The organism is Desulfoprunum benzoelyticum (assembly GCF_014201505.1).
In the GTDB taxonomy this organism is placed as follows: Bacteria; Desulfobacterota; Desulfobulbia; order Desulfobulbales; family Desulfocapsaceae; genus Desulfoprunum; species Desulfoprunum benzoelyticum.
This window is the reverse complement of record NZ_JACHEO010000005.1, coordinates 17,338-34,421: the sequence shown is the minus strand read 5'-3', so window position 1 is coordinate 34,421 and position 17,084 is coordinate 17,338. Positions and strand designations below refer to the sequence as shown.

Genomic DNA, 17,084 nt, shown 5'->3' with positions numbered 1-17,084 from the left:
CACCGGGTGGCCGAATTTTGCCCCAATCCTGCTGCATTCCATAAAAATTATCCACACTGCCATTGTGGGAGGATCCGTATGCGCCTTTTTCCCCTTCTCCTTGCCGTCATGTCCCTGGCGCTTGCCGGCTGTGAGTCACCCCTGCCGCTGACGACTGCCGGCCTCAGCGAACCGGCGATCAGCACCGCCGTCGATCTCAACACCAAGGCGCCGCTGGAGAAGGCGACAATCTTTCCCGCCGATACCAAGACGCTGTATGCCACGGTCAGGGTCAAGAACGCCCCGGCCGACACCGACGTCAAGGCGGTGTTCTATTATCTGGAAGAAAGCCGGCAGCAGATTGCCGAGAATACGGCCAGGGGCGAGGGCAGCCGCTATCTCAGCTATGCCTTCAATCCCCCGGAAAACGGCTGGCCGGCCGGTCGCTACGAGGTGGAGTTCGTGCTCGGCGACGAGGTCAGGGAAACGGCGGCCTTCTCGATCGTGCCTGCCCCCGACATCCCGGTGACGACCGGGTTCCCGAGCGCCCCGGGGCAGCAGTTGCCGCCCGCTCAGGCGCCATCTCCGGCTTCACCGGCGGCGGGGGCGGGGGCGGAGGGTGCCGCTCCAGCCGCCCCGCCCTCGGGCGGACAGACAACGGTGTCGTCCCAGCCCGACCTGAAATACAAGACCTTCCTCGACAGGCAGACCGGCTTCTCGTTCGAGCTGCCGGAGAACTGGACGTTCCAGACTGTCGGCGTCAACAGCGATTACCTGTTCAGCGGCCCGTCGGGAACCCCGGAGTCCGAGATCAGCGTCATCGTCCAGGTCGTCGATACCGAGAAAGGGGCGGTCGGCAGCCTCAAGGACCAGATGCTGACCCTCCTCAACCACTATTCCCGGATGAACGGGGCCAAAATTGAATCGAAGAGCCAGTTCCAGGCCGCCGGCCAGGCCGCTCCGTTCTTTCTGGTGACCTACCCGGCCGAGGACTCGAAAAAGCAACGGGTCACCTTCGGTCATACCCAGTTGGGCATCGACCATTCGCCCTACCTGCTGCTCATCAGCTACGCGGCTCCGCGCCAGATCTACCAGCAGAATGTGGCGATTTTTCAGCACATGGTCGATTCGCTGAAGCTGATGGCGCCGGTTCGCTAGGCGGGGCAGCCGCTACCGGCTGAACTCCTCCGATATCTCCGGCGGTTGGGCGCCGGGGGCGGGTGGCGCCACCGGTGCCGCCAGTTCCTCTTCCGGCATGGCGGGAGGGGCGGTTCCCATTGTCGCCGGATCGTCGCTGGAACGAAGGTTGCCGAGATAGCGTGAGGCAACCCAGCCGACGGTCCCTCGCTGCGTTTCGACTTCCGACCACAGGCCGCTCTGCCGGCGAACGGCAATCTCTTCCCCCCGATAGAGCAGGACCGTGACCTGGCAGGAGGTGTCCGGGCACTGGCGCAGGTTGAGGGTGTCGGCCTGCACGGTCATGTAGTGCCTGCTCGGCGGGGGAGAGATCATCCCGCTGCGCGACGGCGGTCCGGCGCACCCCGCGATGATCAGGGCGAGACTGCCGGCGGCAAGAAACATGGCGCGTCGCCAGGTGAAGATAGCGGTTCCCATATCAATTCCCTCCCGCCAGCCAGTCGGCCCGCTGGCTGACCTTGCCGGCATCCGGGGCGGACGGGGCGAGGCTCGAGTAACGGCGATAGGCGTCGATTGCCCGTCGCGTTTCGCCGTTCTGTTCGAGGAGGATGCCGTAATTCTTGTAGGTGAGGGCGTATCCCGGGTTGAACTGGATCGCCGCGGCGTAGGCCCGGGTCGCCTCGTCGATGCGGCCGAGCCGGCGCATGACGAGGCCGAGGTTGTTGAGGACATAGGCGTTGGTGGGGTCGATGGCGACGGCCTTCTCCAGGGCCGCCCGCGCCTCCTCGTATCTCCCCTGACGGGCGAAATCCGTGCCCATTCCGAGCAGATCGGCGGCGGAAAGCCCTCCTGCCGGGGTGCCGGCGCCAGGAGTCGGCGCTGTCGTCGGCACAGTGTCGATCGTTGCCGGCGGCACGGTGGAGCCGCCGGCCGGCGGCGGCGGGGCCCCCAGGTCGACGACCGTCCCGGTCGCCGGCCGCTCGAAGGCGGATTGCGGATCGGCGGCGGGAGCCTTGGGTGGCGGCTGTTGCTCCGCGGGCAGGACGAACGGCGAGGCGGCCGCCGGCTCGCCGGCGGCGGTGGTCGCGCTCTGCTCCTCGTCGCCTGCAGGGGGGAGGGCGAACGGCGACGGCTCTGTTGCCCCGACCGGAGAGGCAGCCAGCCATCCGGCGAGCAGAATGAGAAAAATTCCCGTTGATTGCAGTTTCATTGGTGTCGTGCTCCTTCTCTGTCACTGGTTGTACATTCCAGCAGGTTGCTGGATCGCGATCCCGACGGCGGCTTGAGCCTGGCGCGGCAGGAGCGGGCTAATTCCGTTTCCGCAGGGGTCCCTTGGCGTTCTTCTTCCCCTTTTTCCTTCGCGCCAGCGGCGAGGCGGCAAGACGCTGCTCGGCGAGGTCGATCAGAATCTCCTGGACGGTGCGACCCTCGTCGCCTTCTTTCGGCTGCCGCTGGGTGTAGGAGCCGTCGGCCTGCATTTCCCAGACGCTGCGGCGGTTGAAGATGTGGACGTCGAGAATCTCGCGCAGTTCCCGCTGCAGTTCCTTGCCCTCGACCGGGACGACGACCTCGACCCGGGCCTCGAGGTTGCGCTTCATCAGATCGGCCGAGCCGATGAAATACTCGGGGTTGCCGCCGTTGCGGAAATAGTATATCCGCGAGTGTTCGAGAAAGCGCCCGACCACCGAGATCACCGCGATGTTCTCCGACAGTCCGGGAATGCCGGGACGGAGACGGCAGCTGTCGCGGACGATGAGATCGACGTGAACCCCGGCCTGGGAGGCGCGGTACAGGGCCTCGGTGATCTGCTTGTCCTCGATGGCGTTGGTCTTGAACTGGATCAGGCCGGGGCTGGCGGGGCTGTGGCCGTCGATCTCCCGTTCGATCTTGGTCAGCAGGGCCTTCTTCAGCATGTTCGGCGACGGCAGCAGCTTCTGGTACTTGCGGGCCGGGGCGTAGCCCGTCGTGAGGTAGTTGAACAGTTCGGTGAGGTCTTCGCAGATCACCGGGTCGTTGGTCAGCAGGCCGATATCGCTGTAGCCCCGGGCGGTGCCGGCGTGGTAGTTGCCGGTGCCGATATGGGCATAGCGCTGCAGGCCGCTGTAGTCGCGGCGGACGACGAAGATGACCTTGCTGTGGGTCTTCAGCCCGACGACGCCGTAGGTCACGTGGATCCCGGCCTCCTCCATCGTCTCGGCCCAGCGGATGTTGGCCGATTCGTCGAAGCGGGCCATCAGTTCGACGACCACCGCCACCTGTTTGCCGTTCTGGGCGGCGTCGATCAGGTACTCGATGATCCGCGAGTCGGCGCTGGTGCGGTAGAGGGTCATCTTGATCACCAGGACCTTGGGATCGGTGCTCGCCTCCTTGAGGAACCTCTCCACCGTCGTGTCGAAGGACTCGTAGGGGTGCTGGAGCAGGATCGACTTCTGGGTCCGGATAATGTGGAAGATGTTCGGTTCCTCCGTCAGCAGCTTCGGGTGGTCGCAGGGCTGGTGCGGCGGATAGTGGAGCGACGGCTTATCGATCCTGGCGATCTCGAAAAAATCGCGCTTGCCCATGATGCCGGGGGACTCGATGACGTCCTCGTCGACGTCGATGCCGAGCTCGGCCGCCAGCAGGCCGCGGTGGTCCTTGGTCATGCACGGGCCGACCTCGAGGCGGACGATATCGGCGAACTTGCGGTCGCGGAGGGCCGATTCGATCATCGCCAGCAGATCGTTGGCCTGTTCCCCGCTCCGCTCGGTGATGGCGTTGCGGGTGACCCGGAACAGCTCGCAGCTGTGGATGACGAGTCCCGGAAAGATGAGGTCGAGGTTGTTGCTGACCAGGTCCTCGAAGGTGATGTAGAGGTGGTCGCCGCCGACCTTGATGAAGCGGGGGGCGCCGATGCCGGTCGGGACCTTGAGCCGGTTGAGGAAGACCTGCTCCTGCCCCTTCTCGCTGGTGGCCACCAGCCAGTTGAGCGAGAGGTTGGAGATGAAGGGAAAGGGGTGGGCAGGGTCGATTCCCTGCGGAATCAAGAGGGGATAGAGCTCCTTTCTGAAGTACTTTGTCATCTCCTGCTGCTGTTTCTGGGTCAGGTCGCCGAATTGGCAGATCCTGATCCCGTCATCGGCGAGGAGCTTGACCAGGGTCTCCTCGAGCTGCAACTGCTGGTTGAGCAGATCCTTGACGACCGGGTAGCAGGCCTCCAGCTGCTGCTTGGGCAGCATGCCGTCGATCGAGGGTTTTCTGACGCCGGCCCAGAGCTGCTGCTTCAGGCCGCCGATGCGCTTCATGTAGAACTCGTCGAGATTGGAACCGATGATCGCCAGGAAAAAAACCCGCTCGAGCAGCGGTGTCCGCTGATCCTGGCCCTCGGCGAGGACCCGGCGGTTGAACTCGAGCCAGGTCAGCTCCCGGTTCAGGAACCACTTGGGACTGGAGAGGTCGGTGATCTTCGTCGGTTCCTCGCCCTGCTTTTTCACCGTTTTTGAAAGTACCTGGCTCATCGTCGCGTTTCCTCCTTGACCGTCCGGGGCGGGCTGGCGCCGCCGAAAACGTTGGTCGAACCGGGCGCCTCCCGGGGGGGCTGATCGTCCCGAACCGTCGCGGATCGGCAATCATTACTTTGTTGTGAAATTACGGAAAAATGAGCAATAAGTCAAATACAACAGAGAACATCCGGGCGGCGACCGGGTGAGGGCGGGAGAGCGGAGCGGCCGGCAGCGCCGGAATCCCATGGGGTGGGCGGCGGAGCCGTGGCAGCCGGACAATTGTCCGGATTGCCTGGAAACTTCCGGGATCGTGGTTATTTTTACACCGTTTTCGGCTGGTTGAACGACTGCAGTGGGGTGGCGTCCGGGCTGGACCCTGATGCCGCCTTGCATCAACAGAAAGATGGAAAGCAAATTGAAAGGAGGGCGCCGGCGATGAGCGGGCAGGAGCGATTTTTCATCTTCCGCGAGGGTAAGATCCTGGTGCGCACGGACCGGCGGGAGATCGCCGCCTGTAGTCCCGGCGACTGGCGCGAACTGCAGCCCCGCGCCGCCACGGTCCTGCCGCTGGACAAGGGGCCTGAGGGCAGCACCTTCGCCGTGGAAATGGAAACGGGATTCGAGGCCGGCGAGAGATTCGCGTGGATGAGCCTGCGCCGCCTTGTCGGCCGCGTCGCCGACGAGGAGTTCAATGCCTGGGGCAAGGCGGTCCAGCTCCTGCACTGGTACAGGACCCACCGCTTCTGCGGCCGGTGCGGCCAGGCGACGATCGCCCACGCCAGCGACCAGGCAATGATCTGCCCATCCTGTTCATTGTCGTGGTACCCGCAGATCTCGCCCTGCGTCATCGTCCTCGTCTCCCGCGGTGAAGAGCTGCTGCTGGCGCGGTCGCCGCACTTCCAGGAGGGCATGTACAGCACCCTCGCCGGTTTCGTCGAGCCGGGCGAATCGGTGGAAGCGGCCGTGCACCGGGAGATCGGCGAGGAGGTGGCGGTCCGCGTCGGCGGTCTGCGCTATTTCGGCAGTCAGCCCTGGCCCTTCCCCGGCCAGCTGATGCTCGGCTTTCTCGCCGAATACGCCGGCGGTGAGATACAAATCGACGGGGTGGAGATCAGCGATGCCGCCTGGTACCACTATCGGCGGCTGCCGCTGATCCCCGGGCCGGCGACCATCGCCGGCCGGATGATCAGGCACTATCAGCAGATCCTGGATGGCGGCGGACCAGGGACGGATGCGCAGGGTTGACCCCGCTGCCGTCGGTAGACGAGTGAAAAGATGACCCGAATCGGGTACAAAGAGTTCCAATACCCCCGGCTCCGGCGATCGAGATGCCGTTGCCGCCTGGATTCAACCCCTACACCCTGAAGACCATGGATGCCTATACCGAAGCCCATCTCTTTGTTGCCGCCGTCAGGATCCTCCAGCATCGCAACCAGACTCCGCCGCGACTCGAGGATGTCTGTGAGATGCTGCAGATCTCCGTCGAACTGGGCCATTCGATCTGCCGCCGATTGGCCAAGGCGGGGATCATCGAGACCCTGGAGGATCCTTTTTCGATCATGGTCGCGGTCGCCGACCACCTCCGGATCGAAAAGATCCCGCGTCAGACCGGGGAGGAAAACAGTCTGGCCCGGGACCTTCAGAAGTTCCAGGCCGGGAAGAAGAGCATCGACCAGAAGGTCGCCGAACTCCAGGCCGAGATGGCGAAAAAGAAGAAAGCGCTCTTCGCCGATGTCGAGGCGATGTTCAAGAAGGGCGAGGACAAGGGCGGCAATGTCTAGCCCGACCATCACGATCCTCCACACCTCGGACTGGCATATCGGCCGCACCCTCTATGGTCGCCGGCGTTACCGCGAATTCGAGGCCTTTCTTCACTGGCTGGCGGATCTCATCGAAGAGGAGCGGATCGACGTCCTGCTGGTGGCCGGCGACGTCTTCGACACCAGCACCCCGAGCAATCGGGCGCAGGAGCTGTACTACCGCTTCCTCTGCCGGGTCGCCGCCTCTCCTTGCCGCCATGTCGTCGTGGTCGCCGGCAACCATGATTCGCCCTCGTTCCTCAATGCCCCGCGCCAGCTGCTGCGGGCCCTCCATATCCACGTGGTCGGCACCATCGGCGACCAGATCGGCGACGAGGTCGTGGTCCTCAACGGCTTGGACGGGGCGCCGGAATTGATCGTCTGCGCCGTGCCCTACCTGCGGGACCGGGATATCCGGATCGCGGAGGCCGGCGAGAGTCTGGAAGACAAGGATCTGAAGCTGATAAGGGGCATCCGCGGCCACTATGCCGAGGTTGCCGCTGTCGCCGAGGATCGCCGCCGGATTGCCGGCGGCGACATCCCGATCGTCGCCATGGGGCACCTGTTCACCGCCGGCGGCCGGACCCTCGAGGGCGACGGGGTCCGTGACCTCTATGTCGGTTCGCTCGCCCATCTGTCGGCATCGATCTTCCCCGCCGCCTTCGATTACCTGGCCCTTGGTCATCTCCATGTGCCGCAGGAGGTCGGCGGTTCTCCCTGCCGGCGCTACAGCGGTTCGCCGCTGGCGATGGGATTCGGCGAGGCCGGGCAGGAAAAGAGCCTCTGTCTGGTGCGTGCGGTCGGCCGCGATCTTGCGGTCGAGCTGGTGCCGGTGCCGCGCTTCCAGCGGCTGGCGCGGTTGCACGGCGACTGGGGCGAGATTGTCGCCGGCCTTCGCCGGCTTGCCGCCGAATGCGAATCGATCTGGCTGGAGGTCGTCTACGACGGCGACGAGATTATCAGCGATCTGCGCCGGCGTCTGGAGGAGGAGGTCGCCGGGACGGCGATCGAGATCCTGCGAGTCAGGAACCCCCGGGTCATGGACCGGGCCCTGAGCCGGATCGATGACGAGGAGTCGCTGGACGATCTGCAGGTCGACGAGGTGTTCGAACGCTGTCTGACCCTGCATGCGGTGCCGGCATCGCAACGGCCGCAGCTGCTGCAGTCCTACCGCGAGATCGTCGCCGCGCTTGCCGCCGCCGATGTCCGGGTGGAGTAGGGAGAGCGGCGGTGCGGATCCTCCAGGTACGGCTGAAGAACCTCAACTCGCTGGTCGGCGAGTGGGAGATCGATTTCACCCAGGCCGCCTTCGCCGCCGACGGCATCTTCGCCATCACCGGCCCGACCGGCGCCGGCAAGACGACGGTCCTCGATGCGATCTGCCTGGCCCTCTACGGCAGCACCCCCCGGCTCGGCCGGGTCACCGCCGGCGGCAACGAGATCATGTCGCGCCAGACCGGCGAGTGCTTTGCCGAGGTCACCTTCGAGACCCAGAGCGGGCGGTACCGCTGTCACTGGAGCCAGCGCCGGGCCAGGGGCCGGGTCGACGGCAACCTCCAGGCGCCGCGGCACGAGCTTGCCGATGCCGGCTCCGGCACGATCCTCGCGGCGATGCTGCTGGGGGTGGGGCAGCAGGTCGAGGCGGTCACCGGCATGGACTTCGACCGCTTCACCCGTTCGATGCTGCTGGCCCAGGGGGGCTTTGCCGCCTTCCTCCAGGCGGCGGCCGACGAGCGGGCCCCGATCCTCGAACAGATCACCGGCACCGAGATCTACAGCCGGATCTCGATGGCGGTCCATGCACGCCGGGCCGACGAGCGCGGCCGGCTCGACGCGCTGGAGGCGGAGCAGGCCGGTCTGCAGCTGCTGGGCGAGGAGGATGAACGGCAGCTGGGCGCCGCCCTGGAGCAGAAGCTCGAGCAGGACCGGCAGCTGAGCCGGCAGATCGACGAGCTGAGCGCGACCCTGGCCTGGCTCGACGGGATGAGGCGGCTGGAGCGGGAGCTGGAGCAGGTCCGCCGCCAGCGGCAGGAGCTGCTGGCAAGGCAGGAGGCCTTCGGGCCCGATCTCGAACGGCTTCGACGGGCGAGCCAGGCCCTCGAACTGGCCGGCGACCATGCCGGCCTGGTCTCGATCCGGGGCGAGCAGGAAACGGACCGGCGCAGCCTCGACGAGTGCCGGCAGGCGCTGCCGGCCCGCCGGGAGGCGGTCAGGCAGGCGGCGGTGGCGATGGCAAGGGCCGTCGGGCAGCGGGCGGAGCGGGAAGCGGCGCAGCTGCAGGCGCTGCCCGTGGTCCGCCGGGTGCGGGAGATGGATCTGCAGATCCGGGAAAAGGCGGCGCCGCTGACCGTCGCGGCCGCGGCCGTCGCCGCCCTGGAGCAGACATTGGCGACCCTCGGTCCCAGGCACGACAAAGACTGTGCCGAACTCGACGGCAAACGCGAGGACTGTGCCGAACTGAGCCGATTGCTGGAGGCGACGAAAACCGATGAGGGGCTGGTCGAACACCTGGCCGGGATCCGGGAGCGCGGTGAGGGGCTGCTCGCCCTCCAGGCCCAGGTGCGGGCGAAGCTCGAGGCGGTCGCCCGGGCCGAAGGCGAGGTCGAGGAGGCGGTCCGACGCTGGCAGGCGCAGGCGCAACAGCTGGCGGGGTTGGAGCAGGGCCTTCGCGCCAGTCAGGCCGCGGCGGCGCAGACCCGGCTGGAACTCCGGACCCTCCTCCGGGACAGGGAACTCTCGGCCTGGCGGCAGGAGCAGGCGTCGCTGCTGGCGGATGACCGCCGTCTTGCCGCCATTGACGACGCGGCCCGGTCCCTGGCCGCTTCCCGCCTGATTCTCGGGGAGCTCGATGGCCGTGCGGCGACGCTGACGACCGCGGCGGCAGGATTGGCGGATCGGCTCCGGACCGGAACCGGGGAGCAGGCGGCCCTGACCAGGGAGATGGAACTGCTCGAATCCCAGCTGTCGCTGCTCAACCGGATCGCCGCCCTCGACGAGCACCGGCATCGGCTCCGGGATGGCGAGGCCTGCCCGCTGTGCGGCGCCGTCGAGCACCCGTTTGCCGCCGGCAACGTTCCGGCGCCGGACGCCACCCGCCGGGAGCTCGCCGCCGTCAGGGCCGGCCTGGCAACGGCAGCGGCGGCGATCTCCGCCCTCCTTGTCGAACAGGCCAGGATCGGCAAGGACCTGGAGCAGATCGCTGCCGGCCGCAGCGACCATGCGGCAAAAATATCCGGATGGGAAGCGCTGATCGACAAGGACGGGGCGGTCTTTGCCCTCCATGCCGCCGACCCCGATCTGGCGGAAAAGATCGCTGAACGGCGGACGGCGGTCGCCACCCGGCTTGACCAGGCCACCGCGATTGTCGGCGCCGCCGAGGCCCAGGAGCAGGAGCTGGCAAGGCTGGACCGGACGCTGGACCAGGGCCGGGAGGCAGTGGCGCAGGTCGAGCGTGAAACCCGGGAAGCCGCCCACCGCCGGGAATCGGCCCGGCAGGCGCTGGACCGGCTCCGGCAGGAAACGGCGGCCCTCCAGGCGCAGCAGGAACAAGCGCTCGACCGGCTGCGGCGGGAGGTCGCCGGTTTCGGGGTCGAGATCGTCGCCATCGACCGCCTGCCGCCGGCGGTGGCGGAGTTGACCGCCCGGCGCGATCGCTGGCTGTCGCGGCAGGCGCAAAGGGCGGAACGCCAACGGCAGGTCGCCGCCCTCGAGATCCTGACCCGACACCAGGCCGGGGAGATAGAGAAGTCCGGCGAAGAACTGGCGGCGCGGCGGCGGTTGCACGAGGGCCTGCGGCGGGAGCGGGAAAGCCTGGAAGGGCAGCGGCGTGATCTCTTCGGCGGCAAGGATCCCGACGATGAGGAGGCCCGGCTGGCGCAGGCCGTCGAGGATGCAGCGATGGCCGTCGAGACGTCCCGCCGGCGATGCGACGCGGCGAATCTCGAACTCGAGCGGGTGAACGAGCGGCAGGCGGGGTTGGAAGCGGCGATCGGCGCCCGGGCCGGGCGACTGGAGGCCGCCGCCGCGGCCTTCGAGGCCCGGCTGGCCGGAGCCGGGTTTGCCGACGAGGCCGCCTATCTGGCCGGTTGTCTGGCGGAGGAGGAGCGCGGCCGATTGACGGCGCAGGCCCGGGCGCTGGCGGCGGAACAGGCGGAGCTGGGGGCCGCGGAGCGGGATCGGACGACGCAGCTGGCGGGAGAGCGGCAGCGCCGGCTGACCGACCGCCCCCGGGACGAGATCGAGGGACAGCTGAACGGAGGCGTCGCCCAACGGACCGAGCTGCAGCAGGAGATAGGCGGGATCCGCCGCAAACTCAAGGACAACGAGGAGCTGAAGGAGCGTCAGGCGCAGCGGGCCATCGCGGTCGCGGCCCAGCGCCGGGAGTGGGAACGCTGGGATCGCCTCCATCAGTTGATCGGGGCGGCCGACGGCAAGAAGTACCGCAATTTCGCCCAGGGTCTGACCTTCGAGATCATGGTCGGCCATGCCAACCGCCAGCTGCAGAAGATGAGCGACCGCTACCTCCTGGTGCGGGACCAGTCCCAGCCCCTCGATCTCAACGTCATCGACAGCTACCAGGCCGGCGAGATCCGTTCCACCCGCAACCTGTCGGGCGGCGAGAGTTTTATCGTCAGCCTGGCCCTGGCGCTGGGTCTGTCGCAGATGGCGAGCCGCAGGGTCCGGGTCGACTCGCTCTTCCTCGACGAGGGCTTCGGCACCCTCGATGACGACGCCCTCGAGACCGCCCTCCAGACCCTGGCCGGCCTGCGGCAGGACGGCAAGCTGATCGGGGTGATCTCGCATGTGCCGGCCCTGCGGGAGCGGATCGCCACCCGGATCAGGGTGCGGACCGGTTCCGGCGGCCGCAGCACGATCGTCGGCCCGGGGTGCCGGCGGGTGGGGGCTGGATGATCCTCTTCCAGGCAACGGCGACAAGGTCATGATCTCGCGAGGATAGAGGGATTGCGGGCCGGGGCGCCAAGAAAAGGCTTGCCTTGCGGGAGCGATCTGTGGCGTAATGAACAGAAGGGCTGGGTGGCGGCAGGGAGGGCAGACGGGCAACGGAGGGCGAGCGATGGCGGAGCAGCGGGGTAAAAAGCAGCGGAAAGGAAGGAACGCCGTCGACTGGCGCAAGAAATACGAGCGCCTCGAGGAGAACATCCCGGGGATGGTCTTCTCGCTGATCCTCTATCCGGATCACAGTTCTAATTTTTCCTATGTCAGCAAGGATGCCCTCGAACTCATCGGTCTGACCCCGGAGGCCCTGACGGATGATGCGGGGCTCTTCCTGCGGCTGATCCATCCGGCCGACCGGGAGGGCTACGAACAGTCCCTGCACCACAACTCCGTGACCTTCAGCCCGTGGCGGATGGAACTGCGTCTCGTCATCAACGGCCTGGTCCGGTGGTACGACTTCATGGCCCGGCCGGAACCGGACTGGGACGGCGCCGTCTGCTGGCATGGCCTGATCCTCGACATTACCGCCCGCAAGGAGGCGGAGAAGCTCCAGGTCCGCACCACCAGCCTGCTGCACGGCATCTTCACCCAGAACCCGTATCCAATCTGGATCGCGGACCGGTTCGGCAGCCTGATCCAGATGAACAGCGCCTGCCGGGAAACCCTGAAACGGTTCGAGACCGGGGCGGCCGGCGGCTACAACATCCTGCGCGACAGCCGGATCCGGGAGCAGGGTTTTCTGTCGGTGGTCCGTGTCGTCTTCGATGGCGGCAGTGCCGTTCACTTCCTGCTTCAGGACGAGGAACGGGTCGGGCGGGGGCGGGAGGGCGATCCCTCCTCGGTCTTCGAGGTGACGGTGGCGCCGGTCAAGGATGAGCAGGGCTTGGTGACCAACGTCATCGTCATGTACAACGATATCACCGAACGGTTGCGGGCGGAGGCCAATCTCCGCCTGACCCAGTACTGTATCGACCATGCCGGGATCAGCATCTTCAGCATCGAGGAGCCGGACGGCCGGGTGATCTCCGCCAATCACCATGCCTGCAGGAGCCTGGGCTACAGCCTGGAGGAACTCACCGCGTTGACGGTCTTCGATATCGACCCGAACTTCACCAGGGAAAGCTGGCTGCAGCACCGCCACAGGATGAGGGCGAGCCGGGGCGGGACCATCGAGACGATGCACCGCCGCAAGGACGGCACCACGTTTCCGGTGAAGGTCTTGATCACTATCCTTGAATTCGAGGGCAAGGATTATTCCTTCTCCCTCGCCGTCGACATCTCCGATCGGTGAAAGGCGGGAACCGGGGGCGGAAAACGGCAGGCAAGGCAGACTGATCGCGGTCGTTGTCGGCTTATCCGCCGTAAACCAGTTCGCCTCCCGCGTAGCCGAGGCCGCCGGCGCAGGCCAGGCACAGGAGATAGACCAGCAGCAGCTTTCCGGGTGAGGCGCCCCATTGCTTGAGGACCGCCGCGCCGATCAGCAGCAGGATCAGCAGGGTGGCGAGAATCATCTTGACGATGATCAACGGACTCCAGATCCCGCCTAACGAATGCAGCCAGTCGAGCAGCCCGGCGGCGATCGCCGGAAAGACCGATACCAGAGCCAGCAGGGAACAGTAATACGCGGTCTCGCTCAGTCGCGGTTTTTTCCCCACCAGGCCGATCAACGAAAACACCACCATCCCGACGACCATGCCCATCGGCAGATGGGTCATCATCGGGTGCAGGGGGTGACTGAAGCCTATGTTTTCCAGGAGTGCAAAGAGATCTTCAACCATGTTCTCCTCCTTTCCGCGGCCGGTGCAAGGGTGCAGACGACATTCGTCGTCTGCCGGGCGGAGGCGGGTCGGACGGCGCCTCCCATGCCAATAGGATAATCATTCCTCATCCCTTGGCATCCATTTTTTCTCCCGCCCTTGAAAACGAAGAGATCTATGAATCCGCTCAGTTGAGAGATTTGAGCCAGGCGTAGATGTCGGCGGCGTCCTGGCGCGGCAGTTTCTCCTCGGAGAACGCCGGCATGCTCGGCGACGAGGGCTTCCGGAGGATGGCCTCGAACCTGGTGAAGCCCATGTCGAGGTCGGCGATCGCCAGCGCGCGGCCGTCGTCGGCGTTCTGGCCGTGGCAGGCGGAGCAGTTGTGCATCGCATACCACCGTTTGCCGTTGGCGGCATCGCCGGCCGGGGTACTGCAGGCCGTCAGTATCGCGGCGCCGAAGAGGGTGAGGAGGATAAGGGGGATCTTGACATCCGCCGGGTTGAGCATGGTTCGTCCTCTTGGAAAGAATGTTTAAGCGATCAAGCGATCAAGCGATCAAGCGATTAAGCGATTAAGCGATCAAACGATCAAGCGATCAAGCGATCAAGCGATCAAGCGATCAAACGTTTAAACGTTTAAACGCTTAAACGCTTAAACGCTTAAACGCTCACCCCCTGGTCTCGATCGTCCGTTTGGCGTCGATCCCGAACCGTCGCATCCGGTTCCAGACCGTGACCCGCGACACCCCGAGGATCTCCGCCGCCTTCGACTGGTTGCCGCCGGTCCGCTCCAGGACTTCGAGCAGTTCCTGTTTCTCGATCTCCTTCAGGCTGAAGGCCTTCTTTTTGGCGGCGGTTTCGGCCGCCTTCGGCCGCAGGATCGTCTCGGGGAGATGGATGGGTTGGATCATCTCCTCATGGCAGGTGACGAAGGCGTATTCGAAGGCCCCCTTCAGTTCCCTGACATTGCCGGGCCAGCTGTGGTTGACGAGGAGCTCCATCGTCTCCCGGCTGATGCCGGCGAGCTCCTTGCCGCTCTTCAGCCGCAGCTTGTTGAAAAATTTCTCGGCCAGCAGCGGGATATCGTCGACCCGCTGACGCAGCGGCGGCAGGACGATCGGGATGACGTTGATCCGGAAATAGAAGTCCTGGCGGTAGGCGCCCTGCTCCACCAGTTGCAGCAGGTCCTTGTTGGTGGCGGAAATGATCCGGACGTCGGTGGTGATCGGGGTGCTGGAGCCGACCCGCTCGACGATCTTTTCTTCCAGCACCCGCAGCAGTTTGGTCTGGGTCGGGATCGGCAGGTCGCCGATTTCGTCGAGGAAAATGTCGCCCTTGTTGGCCAGTTCGAAGCGGCCGACCCGGTCCTTGTAGGCACCGGTGTAGGCGCCGCGGACGTGGCCGAACAGTTCGCTTTCGAGCAGCGATTCGGTCAGGCTGGCGCAGTTCACCTTGACGAACGGTCGGGTCCGACGCAGGCCGATGTCGTGGATCGCCCGGCTGACGAGCTCCTTGCCGGTGCCGCTCTCACCGTAGATGATGACCGGGGCGTCGGAGGCGGCGGCGTTCTCGATCATCGCGAAGACCCGCTGCATCGCTGCCGAACTGCCGACGATGCCGTGGAACTCGTCCTCGGAGTGGAGCTGCCGCCGGAAGGCCTCGATCTGGTTTTCCTTCTCGGTGATTTCGGAGAGATCGGCCAGGGTCTCGACCGCGCCGATGACGTTGCCCTCGGCATCGCGGAGGATCGCGGCGTTCTTGAGGGCCTGGATTTCCCGGCCGTCCTTGCGCCGGATCTGGCATTTCCGCTGTTCGGCCTCCTCGGACAGGTACAGGCTGCACCAGAAGGCGCCCCCCTCGGCCCGGGCGCGGGCACAGGTGTCGCAGTGAAGGATTTCGCAGCTCTTGCCGATCAGCTCCTCGCGGTCGTAGCCGGTGATCTGCTCGAAGGCCCGGTTGACGGAGACAATGGCGCCGCGGGTATTGACGATCATGATGCCGTCGCGAAGGGTGTTCACCACGGTCTTCCAATACCCATCCAATTCCCGCCCGGTCATGCGATCTCCCCCTGTTAAGCCTTAACACCTGTAAAGGGTAACTGTTTAAACAATTTAGCAGTGATGTTAAGCACTGTACCCATCTTTCCGATCTTTTTCAATCTCCAGAAAATTTTGTCAATGATGGCAAGAGGCTGGAATGGCAGGGAGAAAAGTACTGTCTGGGGGATAATATTTTCACTTCCCCTGCAACTGGCCCGATTGTTGCTCAACAGATCGGGTGGACAACATGGAGGAGTGTGCGGAAGTGGCAGGCAACGACGACATCATACTGGATTTCAGAAATACCTTCTCGTCCATCTCACTGTTGAAGATGACGGAGGCCTTCAGTCGGATGCAGCCGTCACAGATCATGGAGATCCGGGGCTCCGACCCCGATATCAAACAGGATCTGCTGAAGGTGCTGCCCGAGGCCTCGTACGAAGTGCTGATGGACGGCAGGAGTTATACCGGACCCGATTTTTTCCGGGTGCGGATCCGCAAGTGCCGGCCCTGAAGGCGGGGGCGGGAGCGGCGACGGACGGTAGGAAGAACCGGGATATCCCGATGTAGAAACCCGAGAGGAAAAGGACAGATTCATGCCGGAAAACAGTATTGTTATAACAGGTAAAAAGAAGAGCGGTTTCATCGATGCGGTGAAGGAGCTTCTCCCGGAAGGGGGCAACCTCAACCTCTGCCTGACCTGCGGCGCCTGCGTCTCCGGATGCCCGGCGGCCGGTCTGGCGGATATGGACCCGCGCAAATTCCTGCGCATGTGTGCGATGGGCCTCGACGACGAGGTCACGACGACCCCGTGGGTCTGGATGTGCACGATGTGTGAGCGGTGCAGCTACGTCTGCCCGATGAAGATCAACATCCCCCAGCTCGTCTTCAATGCCCGGGCCTCCTGGCCGCGGGACAAGCGGCCGAGCGGCATCCGCAATTCCTGCGACATGGCCCTGCGCAACGATTCCAACAGCGCCATGGGCACGGCGCCCGACGACTTCGTCTTCGTCGTCCAGGACGTGCTCGAAGAGTACCGCGAGTCGCAGCCGGAATTCGCCGACATGCAGGCCCCGATCGACAAGGAGGGTGCCCATTTCTTCCTCAACCAGAACTCCCGCGAACCGGTGACGGAGCCGGACGAGCTGGTGCCGCTGTGGAAGATCCTCCATCTCGCCGGGGTCGACTGGACCTACGGCAGCAAGGGCTGGGCGGCGGAAAACTACTGCATGTTCCTCGCCGAGAACGAGAGCTGGGAGCATGTGACCCGGGTCTCGGCCCGCCAGGCCGACCAGCTCGGGGCGAAGGTCTTTCTCAACACCGAGTGAGGCCACATCACCTTCTCGGTCCGGGCCGGACTGAAAAAATTCAACATCGATCACAAGTTTGAAGTTGCTTCAATCTATCAGTACTACGCCAGGTGGATCCGCGAAGGCCGCCTGAAGGTCAATTCCGACTGGAACAAGGATCTGGGGGTCAAGTTCACGATCCAGGATCCCTGCCAGATCGTCCGCAAGAGTTTCGGCGATCCCGTCGCCGATGACCTCCGCTTCGTCGTCGAATCGGTCGTCGGCAAGGAGAATATCATCGAGATGACGCCGAACAAGTCGAACAACTACTGTTGCGGCGGCGGCGGCGGCTTCCTCCAGTCCGGCTATCCCGAGGAGCGGCGGACCTACGGCAAGATCAAGTTCGACCAGATCACGGCCACCGGGGCCGATTACTGCATCACCGGCTGCCACAACTGCCACGCCCAGGTCCACGATATCGGCCACCATTTCGGCGGCAAGTACAGTACCGTCCATATCTGGACCCTGATCTGTCTGTCGCTGGGGATCCTCGGCCCCAACGAGCGGACCTACCTGGGAGACGATCTGCGCGACGTCAATGTTTTTCATCCCGAAACTGCCCTGTAAGGAGGTCATGATGACCTGCAGG

At 65.0% G+C, this 17,084-nt stretch carries 14 protein-coding genes; 8 read left to right on the top strand and 6 right to left on the bottom strand.

Annotated features, from left to right (window positions below):
• Positions 1-78: 78 nt before the first annotated feature.
• Positions 79-1,137 (top strand): PsbP-related protein, encoded by a 1,059-nt coding sequence (locus HNQ81_RS06240; protein WP_183349427.1) that lies wholly within the window; start codon positions 79-81, stop codon positions 1,135-1,137.
• Positions 1,138-1,149: 12 nt separating this feature from the next.
• On the opposite strand, the gene HNQ81_RS06235 is transcribed toward HNQ81_RS06240, so the two are convergent.
• From HNQ81_RS06235 to ppk1, 3 genes are all read right to left on the bottom strand, one after another.
• Complete coding sequence (locus tag HNQ81_RS06235) at positions 1,150-1,593, bottom strand: SH3 domain-containing protein (RefSeq protein WP_183349425.1); 444 nt, start codon at positions 1,591-1,593, stop codon at positions 1,150-1,152.
• Between the two features lies 1 nt (position 1,594).
• Positions 1,595-2,326, bottom strand: coding sequence for a tetratricopeptide repeat protein (locus HNQ81_RS06230; protein ID WP_183349423.1), 732 nt, complete (start codon positions 2,324-2,326; stop codon positions 1,595-1,597).
• Positions 2,327-2,423: 97 nt separating this feature from the next.
• Entirely contained in the window at positions 2,424-4,610 is a 2,187-nt protein-coding gene (gene ppk1 / locus HNQ81_RS06225; protein ID WP_183349421.1) for a polyphosphate kinase 1, read from the bottom strand.
• Positions 4,611-5,030: 420 nt separating this feature from the next.
• Between ppk1 and nudC the strand changes: the two genes are divergently transcribed.
• From nudC to HNQ81_RS06200, 5 genes are all read left to right on the top strand, one after another.
• On the top strand, positions 5,031-5,840 hold the full coding sequence (gene nudC / locus HNQ81_RS06220) for an NAD(+) diphosphatase (protein WP_183349419.1): 810 nt from the start codon (positions 5,031-5,033) through the stop codon (positions 5,838-5,840).
• Positions 5,841-5,923: 83 nt separating this feature from the next.
• Entirely contained in the window at positions 5,924-6,376 is a 453-nt protein-coding gene (locus tag HNQ81_RS06215; RefSeq protein ID WP_183349417.1) for a hypothetical protein, read from the top strand.
• 7 nt (positions 6,377-6,383) lie between these two features.
• Entirely contained in the window at positions 6,384-7,613 is a 1,230-nt protein-coding gene (locus HNQ81_RS06210; protein WP_183349633.1) for an exonuclease SbcCD subunit D C-terminal domain-containing protein, read from the top strand.
• Between the two features lie 11 nt (positions 7,614-7,624).
• Complete coding sequence (locus HNQ81_RS17780; RefSeq protein ID WP_183349415.1) at positions 7,625-11,305, top strand: AAA family ATPase; 3,681 nt, start codon at positions 7,625-7,627, stop codon at positions 11,303-11,305.
• 106 nt (positions 11,306-11,411) lie between these two features.
• A complete protein-coding gene (locus tag HNQ81_RS06200) occupies positions 11,412-12,641 on the top strand; it encodes a PAS domain S-box protein (protein ID WP_183349413.1) in 1,230 nt (409 codons plus the stop codon).
• Positions 12,642-12,702: 61 nt separating this feature from the next.
• On the opposite strand, the gene HNQ81_RS06195 is transcribed toward HNQ81_RS06200, so the two are convergent.
• The 3 genes from HNQ81_RS06195 to HNQ81_RS06185 all read right to left on the bottom strand — a co-directional run bounded on the left by HNQ81_RS06195 (position 12,703) and on the right by HNQ81_RS06185 (position 15,164).
• A complete protein-coding gene (locus HNQ81_RS06195) occupies positions 12,703-13,128 on the bottom strand; it encodes a DUF2231 domain-containing protein (RefSeq protein ID WP_183349411.1) in 426 nt (141 codons plus the stop codon).
• Between the two features lie 166 nt (positions 13,129-13,294).
• The gene (locus HNQ81_RS06190) at positions 13,295-13,615 is read right to left on the bottom strand and encodes a c-type cytochrome (RefSeq protein ID WP_183349409.1); all 321 of its coding nucleotides are present in this window, start codon (positions 13,613-13,615) and stop codon (positions 13,295-13,297) included.
• A gap of 160 nt (positions 13,616-13,775) precedes the next feature.
• Positions 13,776-15,164 carry a sigma-54 interaction domain-containing protein gene (locus tag HNQ81_RS06185; protein ID WP_183349407.1) on the bottom strand — a complete coding sequence of 463 codons (1,389 nt, stop codon included), beginning with the start codon at positions 15,162-15,164 and terminating at the stop codon, positions 13,776-13,778.
• 229 nt (positions 15,165-15,393) lie between these two features.
• On the opposite strand from HNQ81_RS06185, the gene HNQ81_RS06180 reads away from it, so the two are divergent.
• A complete protein-coding gene (locus HNQ81_RS06180) occupies positions 15,394-15,660 on the top strand; it encodes a sulfurtransferase TusA family protein (protein ID WP_183349405.1) in 267 nt (88 codons plus the stop codon).
• 82 nt (positions 15,661-15,742) lie between these two features.
• Positions 15,743-17,062: a (Fe-S)-binding protein gene (locus tag HNQ81_RS06175; RefSeq protein ID WP_183349403.1), complete on the top strand. Its 1,320-nt coding sequence runs from the start codon at positions 15,743-15,745 to the stop codon at positions 17,060-17,062.
• Positions 17,063-17,084 lie beyond the last annotated feature (22 nt).

Coding starts and splice junctions, on each gene's coding strand:
- HNQ81_RS06240 (WP_183349427.1), top strand. CDS start 79: ATGCGCCTTTTTCCCCTTCTCCTTGCCGTCATGTCCCTGGCGCTTGCC.
- HNQ81_RS06235 (WP_183349425.1), bottom strand. CDS start 1,593: ATGGGAACCGCTATCTTCACCTGGCGACGCGCCATGTTTCTTGCCGCC.
- HNQ81_RS06230 (WP_183349423.1), bottom strand. CDS start 2,326: ATGAAACTGCAATCAACGGGAATTTTTCTCATTCTGCTCGCCGGATGG.
- ppk1 (WP_183349421.1), bottom strand. CDS start 4,610: ATGAGCCAGGTACTTTCAAAAACGGTGAAAAAGCAGGGCGAGGAACCG.
- nudC (WP_183349419.1), top strand. CDS start 5,031: ATGAGCGGGCAGGAGCGATTTTTCATCTTCCGCGAGGGTAAGATCCTG.
- HNQ81_RS06215 (WP_183349417.1), top strand. CDS start 5,924: ATGCCGTTGCCGCCTGGATTCAACCCCTACACCCTGAAGACCATGGAT.
- HNQ81_RS06200 (WP_183349413.1), top strand. CDS start 11,412: ATGAACAGAAGGGCTGGGTGGCGGCAGGGAGGGCAGACGGGCAACGGA.
- HNQ81_RS06195 (WP_183349411.1), bottom strand. CDS start 13,128: ATGGTTGAAGATCTCTTTGCACTCCTGGAAAACATAGGCTTCAGTCAC.
- HNQ81_RS06190 (WP_183349409.1), bottom strand. CDS start 13,615: ATGCTCAACCCGGCGGATGTCAAGATCCCCCTTATCCTCCTCACCCTC.
- HNQ81_RS06185 (WP_183349407.1), bottom strand. CDS start 15,164: ATGACCGGGCGGGAATTGGATGGGTATTGGAAGACCGTGGTGAACACC.
- HNQ81_RS06180 (WP_183349405.1), top strand. CDS start 15,394: ATGGAGGAGTGTGCGGAAGTGGCAGGCAACGACGACATCATACTGGAT.